The following is a 9,342-nucleotide window of genomic DNA, read 5'->3' as shown; positions in this document are numbered from 1 at the left end:
CTCCGAGCGCCGGCACCTCACGCGGCTCCGTCACGAGCCAGTCTCCGTCCTGAGTGACGGTGCCAAGTCCAGGGATCACCAACGCCATGCCAGTACGTTTCCACAGGCGGCGCGGATGACTCTCCAAACCGCACGGATCTGGCGCAGCGTGCGCTGCGACCGTGCGGATCTGCCGCACTGCGTGGGCGCAGCGTTTCTAGAGGTCGATCGCGCCTGAGAAGAGAAACAGGAGCAGGACGCCGAAGATCGTCCCCATGGACAGGAGCAGCGCGCCGTTCGCGACCTGATCATCGGCCCCCTGTGCAATCTGCTGGCGACCGCCGAGTAGGAGTGCGACGAGAACGGCGACGAAAAGAAAGGGCGTCACCTGACCGAGATCTGGCATGTCGGCAACCTAGCAGTGCACCAGCCCGCTTCTCCGGGTCCGAACGCGGTGGCACCTCACGCTGACCGGGCAGCGCCGGAACTGCCGCTGATGGTGAGCCCCGGCGTGCTGGATGAATGCGGCGGCCGCGTTCGTCCAGCTCGACGAACCGCGTCTGCCGGTCAGCTACCGGCGGCGGTCGTCGCGTAGAGGCTCTGGATGGTGGTGCCGAAGATCGGGCCGTACATCGCGTTCTTCTCGCCGCGGTAGCCGAACGAGTTGACCGAGATCTGCACGTCGCCGACGTCGGCGTTCTCGGTCAGGGGAGCGACGGCACTGGTGCTGTCGAACAGCCAGGGGCCGCCCGAGGAACCGCCGGTCATGTTGCACGGCAGCCGGTAGTCCGTCGAGCCGCCCACGGTGTCGCCGGTGGTGCCGCCCCAGCAGGAGATCAGCCTGGTGCCGTCGTAGGGACGCGCAGCGGGGTAGCCGAAGGAGTGGGCGTTCACCGTGTAGTCGACGCCGCCGGTGCTGGTCGGGTCGCCGCTGACGTAGCCGATGTCGGAGGTGTCGCCGACCGCGGCCGCCAGCGTCTCGCCGTGCTCGTTGACGCCCACCCGCGCCATGCCGACGTCGTAGTTGTACCTGTCAGCGCCCTGGGCCACCCACTGGGAGGTGGTGGTCAGCCGGCTGGCTGTGAAGGTCCCGTCGGGCTGGCCGGACGTGCGCGGCGCGGCGGGGTCGTACCGCGGGATGAACATGAAGTTCGTGGCGAAGGCCGAACCGCCGTCGTTGACGCAGTGGCCGGCGGTCACCACCAGGTTGGGGGTGGTCACGCCGTCATCGACGTCGTCGACAGCGTTGCCGGAGCAGACGTAGAGGGAGCTGCCCATCTGGAAGAACACCTTGCCGACCGTCACGCGGCCCGAGGTCCACGCGGTGCCCAGGTTGCCGCTCGACGACGTCCCCGGGGAACCGCCGCCGCCAGGCTTCGCCGCCGGCCGCTCCTGGCCGCGGGGCGTCGCTGCCCTCAGGCGGCTCTTGGTCCAGAAGGCTCGCACGGAGTTCTGCTCTGCACGCGAGTCGACCCCGGTCGCGTGGCTGACCGGTCCCCGCGGGTGAGCGGAGCCCAACGCACCGGTGGCCGGCGTGGCGATCGCGACCAGGGCGCCGGCGCTGGCCAGCACTCCGGCGGCGGTGAGGGCGAGGCTGCGCTCCATGAGTGTCTCCGAACTGGCGTTCCGCAGGTGGGCGACGGAGCTTCATCGTGACACCGCCGGCGCCATCCGGCTTGCTTTTCACCGAACAAGCTCCCGAGTCCCGCCGTACGGGCGACGAACGTGTGGACCAGCGGTCCGGGAGGTGTGTCGGGGGCCTGCTCTCGTCACCGGCAGCGGCGATCCGTTCCTGCCGAGAAGCGGGCCCGCGGCTCGACCACCCTCGCCACCGCGGGTGACGACCCCACACGGGGTCGCCCAACGTTACTCCAACGGACCGGTCGGCACCCGGTCCTGTCTGGGCGACCCGGTCAGGTCAGCGCGCGCTGTAGTCGCGGAAGCCACGCTTGGTCTTCCGGCCCAGGTAGCCGGCGGTGACCAGGTGCTCCAGCAGCGGTGCGGGCGCGAAGCCGGGCTCGCGGAACTCCTCGTAGAGCTCGCGCTGGATCGCCAGCGACACGTCGTTGCCGACGACGTCGAGCAGCTCGAACGGCCCCATCGGCAGCGCGCATCCCTGCTTCATGGCGGTGTCGATGTCGTCGGCCGTGGCGTAGTGCGCCTGCAGCATCTTCACGGCGTCGTTGAGGTACGGGAACAGCAGCGCGTTGACGATGAAGCCCGCCCGGTCACCGCACGAGACGGCCACCTTGCCGACCTTGCCGCACAGCGCCCTGGTGGTCTCGCTGACGTCGTCGGCGGTGACCACGGTCGACACCACCTCGACCAGCTTCATGATCGGCGCCGGGTTGAAGAAGTGCATGCCGATGACGTCCTGGGGACGCTTGGTGGCCCGCGCGCACTCGATGATCGGCAGCGACGAGGTCGTGGTGGCCAGGATCGCCCCCGGCTTGCAGATCTCGTCGAGGTTCTCGAACAGGGTGGTCTTGATGTTGAGGTCCTCGGCGATCGCCTCGACGGCGATGTCGACCGTCGCCAGGTCGTCGAGCGAGGTGGACCCGGTCAACCGGCTCAGCACCTCCACCTTGGCGGACTCCTCGAGCTTCCCTCGCTGGATCGCCTTGTCGAGCGACCGCTCGATGGTGGCTCGCACCCCGTCGACCTTGTCCTGGGAGCGACCGACGTAGAGGACGTCGTACCCCGCCTTGGCGAAGACCTCGACGATGCCGGTGGCCATGGTGCCGGTGCCGACCACGCCGACCTGCGCGATCTCGTGGCGCAGCTGCGGCTTCTCGTCCGACGACGGCGTCATGTCGTCGGCGACGACGACCGGCGAGTCGGGACCCTCGTAGGTGTAGAAGCCGCGGCCGGTCTTGCGTCCGAGCATGCCGGCGGTGACCATCTGCTTGAGGATGGGCGCCGGGGCGTGCAGGCGGTCGCGGCCCTGGCGGTACATCGTCTCCAGGATCTCGTACGCCGTGTCGAGACCGATCAGGTCGAGCAGGGCCAGCGGTCCCATCGGGTAGCCGCAGCCGAACCGCATCGCTGCGTCGATGTCCTCGCGCGTGGCGTAGCGACCCTCGAACATCGAGACCGCGTGGTTGAGATAGCCGAAGAGCAGCGTGTTGGCGATGAAACCCGCCTTGTCGCCACAGACGACGGGGTTCTTGCCGACCGCGTCGACCAGGGCCTGCACGTCCTGGAGGACCTGCGGCTCGGTGACGACCGTGCGCACGATCTCGACGAGGTTCTGGACCGGCGCGGGGTTGAAGAAGTGGACGCCGACGACCCGGCCTGGCCGGCTGTTGGCGGTCGAGATCTCGGTGACTGACAGCGAGGAGGTGTTGGTGGCCAGGATCGCCTCCGGCGCGACGATGTCGTCGAGCTGGCGGAAGATGTCCTTCTTCACCTCGAGCGACTCCACGACCGCCTCGACCACGAAGTCCGCCTCGGCGAGGTCCTTGAGCGAGGTCGTGAACGTGATCCGACCGAGCAGCTCCTGCTGCCGCTCCGGGGTCATCTTCTCCCGCTTCACCGCCCGGCCCGTCGAGTGCTCGAGGTGCTGGCGGCCCCGCTCGACGGCCTCGTCGTTGAGCTCGACGCCGACCACGCTGTAGCCGTTGCGGGCGAAGACCTCGGCGATGCCGGCACCCATGGTGCCGAGACCGATCACGCCGATGGTGCCGAACTCGCGGGATTCTGCGGAAGTGCTCGTCATGCCGCGCATCATGACACGCGACCGCGGCCGCTCCGCCACGTGTCCGAGCAGGTAGATTCCCGCCCCGTGAGACTCGTCGTTGCCCGGTGCCAGGTCGACTACGCCGGTCGCCTGAGCGCCCACCTGCCGATGGCCACGCGAGTGCTGATGATCAAGGCGGACGGGTCCGTGCTGATCCACTCCGACGGCGGGTCCTACAAGCCGCTGAACTGGATGTCTCCGCCGTGCACGCTGCGGGAGGGCACCAACGACGAGGGCCAGGTCGAGTGGACCGTGTCCAGCAAGACCGACGACACCCTGAGGATCCTGATCGACGAGGTGCACCACGACTCGTCCCACGAGCTCGGCGTCGACCCGGGCCTCCAGAAGGACGGCGTCGAGAAGCACCTCCAGGAGCTCCTGGCCGAGCACCCCGCGACGCTGGCCGAGGGCCTCAGCCTGGTGCGCCGGGAGTACCCCACGGCCATCGGACCGGTCGACCTGATGTGCCGCGACGCGTCCGGGGCCAGCGTGGCGGTGGAGATCAAGCGTCGTGGCGAGATCGACGGGGTCGAGCAGCTCACCCGCTACCTCGAGCTGCTCAACCGCGACCCGGCGCTCACTCGGAAAGGCGCCGTCCGCGGCATCTTCGCCGCCCAGGAGATCAAGCCCCAGGCGAGGGTGCTCGCCACCGACCGCGGCATCGCCTGCGCGGTGGTCGACTACGACGCGTTGCGCGGGCTCGACGACCCCTCACATCGCCTGTTCTGAGCCCCGGAGGTCAGGAGCGGTAGGCGACCCAGGCCCGGTTCATGCGGGCCGCCTGGTCGGCGGTGAAGTGGGTGTAGCAGCTGTCCCAGCTGTAATCCATGTAGTTGTGCACCGGGTCGTCGCCGGGCAGCGGGCACGAGTCCCGGCCGACGGGGCACCCGTTGGTCGGGGTGGCCTGGGCCGGGGTGTCGTCGACCTGGTCGTTGAGCGCGGTGCAGCCGCCCTGGAACGTGTGGAAGAGGCCGAGCCAGTGGCCCGTCTCGTGGGTGGCCGTCCGCCCCTCGTTGAAGTGGATGATGCTCCCCCCGGGCAGGGAGTCGTAGTCGACGCGGATGCCGTCGACCGCGCCCTTCCTGGCGTAGTCCCAGGGGAAGGTGGCGACTCCGAACCACGGGAGGTCCACCAGCCAGATGTTCAGGGCCCTCGCTCCGCCCTGGCGGGTCAGGGAGCGGTACTGGGTGGATTGCTGGTCCTTGTGCCACGCGGAGTTGGTGTAGCGGCGCGTGCTGATCAGGTCGAAGGAGAACCCGGCCCCGGCGAAGTCACTGTTGAGGACCGCGAGCTGACGGTAGACCTGCGCGTTCGTGACGTCGCCGCGCCCGGTCGCGCTGCGCATGATGTGGACGTAGACCGGGACGGTTCTGCCGACCGGCACCTCGACGAGGGTGGCACCCGTCGCGCTCCTGGCCGCCAGGAGGCTGCGGGTGCGATGGGTGATCGAACGCTGCTCGGCCGCCGAGATGCCGCGGTGGTCGAGGCCGCTCGGGCCACCCCGGGCGGCAGCGGTCGTCTGGTCCGTCCGCGGGGTGAGGCACGTCTGGCGGGCGTCGGCGACCCTGGCCTGGACGGGTGCAGGCAGGCCGACGAAGGCCAGCGCCGTGGTGCAGAGACCCACAGCGGCGGCCCGGCGCAAGGTGTGCGACAGAGGCATGGCCGAGGCCTTTGCTCGATGGAACCCGCCGATCAGCGGTCTGCCAGAAAGTTACCGACGCCGAGGTCGTACGTGCCATTGACCAATGGTTCTAGGCCAGTGGTCGCGCCATCGACCTGACCTCAACCAGCGGCGAGGGAGACGACCTCGTCGGCCACACCCCAGCTCAGGGTCACTCCTGCGCCACCGTGGCCGTAGCAGTGGATGACGTCCCCCTCCCGCTCGAGGCGTACGGCGGGTCGCACCGGGCGCAGCCCCACCTTGTGCCTGAGCACCCGGGCGCGCCGCAGCTCCGGAACCAGCCGCGCTCCCCGGTCCAGGATCTCCCGAGCGGTCTCGGGGTCGGGAGTCCTGCTCCACTCCCCCTCCTCGTCGGTTCCGCCGACCACGATGTCGCGCCCCCGGGGGACGACGTAGGTCGGGCCCTCACCGTCGAGCCACCAGCGGTCGAGTCCCACCTGCTCGACGTACACCACCTGTCCTCGCACCGGCACCACGGAGCGGTCCGCCCCGAGCAGCCGGGCACCGAGGCCGGAGCAGTTGACGAGCACGTCGGCCCCCTCGGGCAGGGCGCGGAGGTTGAGCCTGGTCAGCGTGCCGCCCAGCTCCGCGACCCGCCCCGCCAGCCACGGGAGGTAGACCGGCATGTCGACCACCGGCGTCGCGAAGGTCCAGCCGTCGACATAGCCGCGCGGCAGGCTCGTCTCCCGGTCCAGCCCCGCGACCGCGGCGGCCCACCACGGATCGGCCTGGGCCGTGGTGAACACCTCGGTCCCCAGCACCATCCGCACGCCCGACTCCGGGTCGCCCCCGACGTCGCGCGGGGCGGCCAGTGCGTCGAAGACGGCGTACGACGTCCTGGACCAGCCCGTGACCTTGTCGCGCGGGAGCGCCCGGTACGGGTACCAGAGCGCGGCCGCGACCGCCGACGTCGTCTCCAGCGGCAGGTCGCGTGCCACCACGTCGACGCGGTGCCCGCCCTCGAGCAGCCGCACGGCACAGGTCAGTCCGACGACCCCGGCGCCCACCACGATCACCCTCACGGACGGCCCTCCATGTCCCGAGTCTGGCGTACTCGCGCGTAACTTGCCTCCCGTCGGGGTCGTTGGGCCTGCGAGGAAAGGATCCCGGATGTCTCGACTCGCCCGTCACACCCTCGCCCTGGCCGTGGTGCCAGGCCTGATCGCCGTCGGCCTGGCCGGCCCCGCGTCCGCCCACGAGGAGCGCCCCGCCGACTTCCCCGACGGCACCGGCACGGTGCCCTCGTTCGCCGGGTTCGACAACCCCCGCAGCCGCGTGGTCTGCCGGCCCGACAGCGCCGAGCGGATCGCCGCGATGCCCGACGGAGCGGCCAAGCAGCGCAGCGAGGGGATGCTCGCGCAATGCGAGTTCGGGTCGATCCAGACCGCGATCAACTCCATCGAGCGTCGCGACACCTCGGTCTACGTCCTCCCTGGCGTGTATCGCGAGCAGCAGTGGGCGGACCAGGAGCGCAGCCACTACTGCTCCCACCTCGAGACCGAGTCCGACGACCCCCTGGCCGCGGCCGAGTACATCGGCAGCCTCTCCTCCCCCGACCGCGGAACCGCGGCCGCCGCCGAGGACGACGGCGCCAGCGACCCGATCGCGCTGTCGTACGCCGACCAGCGACGGTGCGCCCACAACCTCAACCTGATCGCCGCCTTCGGCGACAAGACGCCCCACAACGACGACATCTCCTGCGACAGCAAGTTCTGCGGCACCCAGATCGTCGGCACCGGTCACCGGATGACCGACGTGACCATCGACAACCGCTTCTCCAAGCTCAACGCGCTGCGCCTGGACCGGATGGGCGGCGCCGTGGTGCGCAACCTGACCGTCCAGCAGGCCGAGTTCAACGCCGTGTACGTCCTCGAGACCGACGGCTTCCTGCTGGACCGGGTCACCGCGCGTGGCAACGACGAGTACGGCATCCTCGCCTTCGCCAGCGACCACGGGCTGATCCAGCACTCCAACGCCTACTACAACGGCGACTCGGGCATCTACCCCGGATCGGGCTCGGACCTCAACGCCGACAACGAGGAGCTCGAGGTCACCCGCTACGCGATCGAGATCAGGCACAACCGGAGCCACGACAACACGCTGGGCTACTCCGGCACCGCCGGCAACTCGATCTGGGCCCACCACAACGACTTCTTCGACAACGCCACCGGGATCGCCACCGACTCACTCTTCCCCGGTCACCCCGGCCTGCCCCAGGACCATGCCCGCTGGAGCCACAACCGGATCTACTCCAACAACTCGAACTACTACACCGAGTACGTCGACACGGGCGTGTGCGACAAGCCCATGGAGGAACGCGGCTACATGGACGGCACCGTCTGCCCGGTCGTCCCGACCCCCGTCGGCACCGGCGTCCTGATCGCCGGCGGGAACTTCAACTCCACCGACCACAACTGGATCTACGACAACTGGCGCTACGGCACGATGCAGTTCTGGGTGCCGTCGGTCCTGCGCGACGAGTACGACCCGAGCAAGCAGTTCGACACCTCCCACCACAACCACACCACCGACAACCACATGGGCATCGCGCCGAACGGCGAGGTCGCACACAACGGCCTGGACCACTGGTGGGACGACGAGGGCGAGGGCAACTGCTGGGAGGACAACACCTACTCCCGCGGCGAGCGCACCGACAACTTCACCGTGCCGCCGCCCAGCTGCGCCGACGGCGGTTCCGCGTTCACTCCCGGTGCGCCCGTGAAGGACGCCGGCTTCCTCTCCTGCAGCCAGTACGACCGCAGCGACCCGACGTTCCGGCACCCGCCCATGTGCGAGTGGTTCGACGACCCGGCCAAGCCCGACGAGTCCGGCGCCGCCGGTGCGAGCGTCGACCAGAGCTCCGACCTGCTGGCGGCGCCGCTGGTCGCGCTCACCGGACTGCTGTTCTTCGCGGGGCTCGGCCGCAGGCGGCGGGTGCGTGGTGCTGCGTAGAGCCCTCGTCGCGCTCGCCCTGGTCGTCGCCCTCGTCGCGGCCGGGGGTGTCGCCGTCGCACGCAGCACCCCCGCACTCCGGACATCGGGCCCGACCTCGGTCACCGGCACCGAGGCGACCGGCGTCTTCCAGATCGCGGACCGGACCATCAGACAGGTGCGGTACGCCGACCACGGGACGCTGCGCTACACCTTCGAGGTCACCAACGACAGCCGGCTGCCGCTGACCATCCTGGGGCTGGCCGCCGACCAGCCCCGGCCCCGGCTGTTCGAGCTCGAGCGGCTCTCCGCGCAGGACGGGACGAGGGACATCGACCTCGCCGCCGGGCAGACGGCGACGGTGACGCTCGATCTCGGGATGAGTGGGTGCGAGACGCTTTCGGCCCGGGCCGGCTCGTTCGTGACCGAGGTGGTCGTGCGCACCGAGCAGGCCGGCGTGTTCGACGACGACGTGGTCCTCACGCTGCCCGAGGAGCTCCACACCGGCTCGCCCCGCGAGGCGTTCTGTCCCGAGTCGACGGCCACGTCCCGGCCGCCGGGCTGAGTCCGGGCCCGGCTGGGTCGCGACGCCTCAGGCGCCGGCCTCACGTGGCGCGGTCGGGTCGTCGGCCGCGCCGTTCTGCTCACGAGCGACGTACTCCTCGATGTCTTCGATGTCGTCTCGGTTGCGGGTGACGACGGCGAGAAGGTCGCTCATGGTGGCGACCTCCTCCACCTGCTCCTTGATGAACCAGGCCATGAACTGCTCGGAGGCGAAGTCGGCCTCCTCGCGGGCGATCCGGATCAGGGTGTTGATCTGATCGGTCACCTGCCGCTCGTGGTCGAGGGCCAGGGCCACCGGCTCGACCACGTCGCCGAACTTGGGGGTCGGCGCCTCGACGCCGGGGATGATCACCTCGGCGTCGGTGTCGAGCAGGTAGCGCACCATCATCATCGCGTGGGCCCGTTCCTCGAGCGCCTGGCTGTAGAAGAACGCCGCCATCTGCGGCAT

Annotated in this window: 9 protein-coding genes; 3 read left to right on the top strand and 6 right to left on the bottom strand. The window is 69.9% G+C overall.

Going from position 1 to position 9,342, the window contains the following annotated elements:
• Positions 1-196: 196 nt before the first annotated feature.
• The 3 genes from VFN12_RS12745 to VFN12_RS12735 all read right to left on the bottom strand — a co-directional run bounded on the left by VFN12_RS12745 (position 197) and on the right by VFN12_RS12735 (position 3,697).
• On the bottom strand, positions 197-385 hold the full coding sequence (locus VFN12_RS12745; protein ID WP_325119082.1) for a hypothetical protein: 189 nt from the start codon (positions 383-385) through the stop codon (positions 197-199).
• 161 nt (positions 386-546) lie between these two features.
• Complete coding sequence (locus VFN12_RS12740) at positions 547-1,584, bottom strand: hypothetical protein (protein WP_325119080.1); 1,038 nt, start codon at positions 1,582-1,584, stop codon at positions 547-549.
• Between the two features lie 313 nt (positions 1,585-1,897).
• The gene (locus VFN12_RS12735) at positions 1,898-3,697 is read right to left on the bottom strand and encodes a 3-hydroxybutyryl-CoA dehydrogenase (RefSeq protein ID WP_325119079.1); all 1,800 of its coding nucleotides are present in this window, start codon (positions 3,695-3,697) and stop codon (positions 1,898-1,900) included.
• Positions 3,698-3,763: 66 nt separating this feature from the next.
• Here VFN12_RS12735 and nucS point away from each other — a divergent pair, with 66 nt between their 5' ends.
• Positions 3,764-4,447 carry an endonuclease NucS gene (nucS, locus tag VFN12_RS12730; protein WP_325119078.1) on the top strand — a complete coding sequence of 228 codons (684 nt, stop codon included), beginning with the start codon at positions 3,764-3,766 and terminating at the stop codon, positions 4,445-4,447.
• Positions 4,448-4,457: 10 nt separating this feature from the next.
• Here nucS and VFN12_RS12725 read toward each other — a convergent pair whose 3' ends face one another.
• Positions 4,458-5,378, bottom strand: coding sequence for a zinc metalloprotease (locus VFN12_RS12725; protein WP_325119076.1), 921 nt, complete (start codon positions 5,376-5,378; stop codon positions 4,458-4,460).
• A 122-nt stretch (positions 5,379-5,500) separates the two neighbouring features.
• Positions 5,501-6,421 (bottom strand): FAD-dependent oxidoreductase, encoded by a 921-nt coding sequence (locus VFN12_RS12720; protein ID WP_325119074.1) that lies wholly within the window; start codon positions 6,419-6,421, stop codon positions 5,501-5,503.
• An 88-nt stretch (positions 6,422-6,509) separates the two neighbouring features.
• On the opposite strand from VFN12_RS12720, the gene VFN12_RS12715 reads away from it, so the two are divergent.
• Entirely contained in the window at positions 6,510-8,351 is a 1,842-nt protein-coding gene (locus VFN12_RS12715) for a right-handed parallel beta-helix repeat-containing protein (RefSeq protein ID WP_325119073.1), read from the top strand.
• Positions 8,338-8,895 (top strand): hypothetical protein, encoded by a 558-nt coding sequence (locus tag VFN12_RS12710; RefSeq protein WP_325119072.1) that lies wholly within the window; start codon positions 8,338-8,340, stop codon positions 8,893-8,895. Before VFN12_RS12715 ends, VFN12_RS12710 begins: the two co-directional genes overlap by 14 nt.
• 27 nt (positions 8,896-8,922) lie before the next feature.
• Here VFN12_RS12710 and VFN12_RS12705 read toward each other — a convergent pair.
• Positions 8,923-9,342 (bottom strand): ferritin (locus VFN12_RS12705; RefSeq protein ID WP_325119070.1); only part of this gene is annotated, 420 nt, incomplete at its 5' end.

The sequence above is a fragment of the Nocardioides sp. genome, assembly GCF_035703625.1.
Taxonomy (GTDB): Bacteria; Actinomycetota; Actinomycetes; order Propionibacteriales; family Nocardioidaceae; genus Nocardioides.
The sequence above is the reverse complement of the archived record's forward strand: the minus strand, read 5'-3'. Positions and strand labels throughout refer to the sequence as shown.

Bases quoted from the DNA above. Each gene is read 5' to 3' on its own strand.
- VFN12_RS12735 (WP_325119079.1), bottom strand. From the start codon at position 3,697: ATGACGAGCACTTCCGCAGAATCCCGCGAGTTCGGCACCATCGGCGTG.
- VFN12_RS12745 (WP_325119082.1), bottom strand. From the start codon at position 385: ATGCCAGATCTCGGTCAGGTGACGCCCTTTCTTTTCGTCGCCGTTCTC.
- VFN12_RS12725 (WP_325119076.1), bottom strand. From the start codon at position 5,378: ATGCCTCTGTCGCACACCTTGCGCCGGGCCGCCGCTGTGGGTCTCTGC.
- VFN12_RS12715 (WP_325119073.1), top strand. From the start codon at position 6,510: ATGTCTCGACTCGCCCGTCACACCCTCGCCCTGGCCGTGGTGCCAGGC.
- VFN12_RS12740 (WP_325119080.1), bottom strand. From the start codon at position 1,584: ATGGAGCGCAGCCTCGCCCTCACCGCCGCCGGAGTGCTGGCCAGCGCC.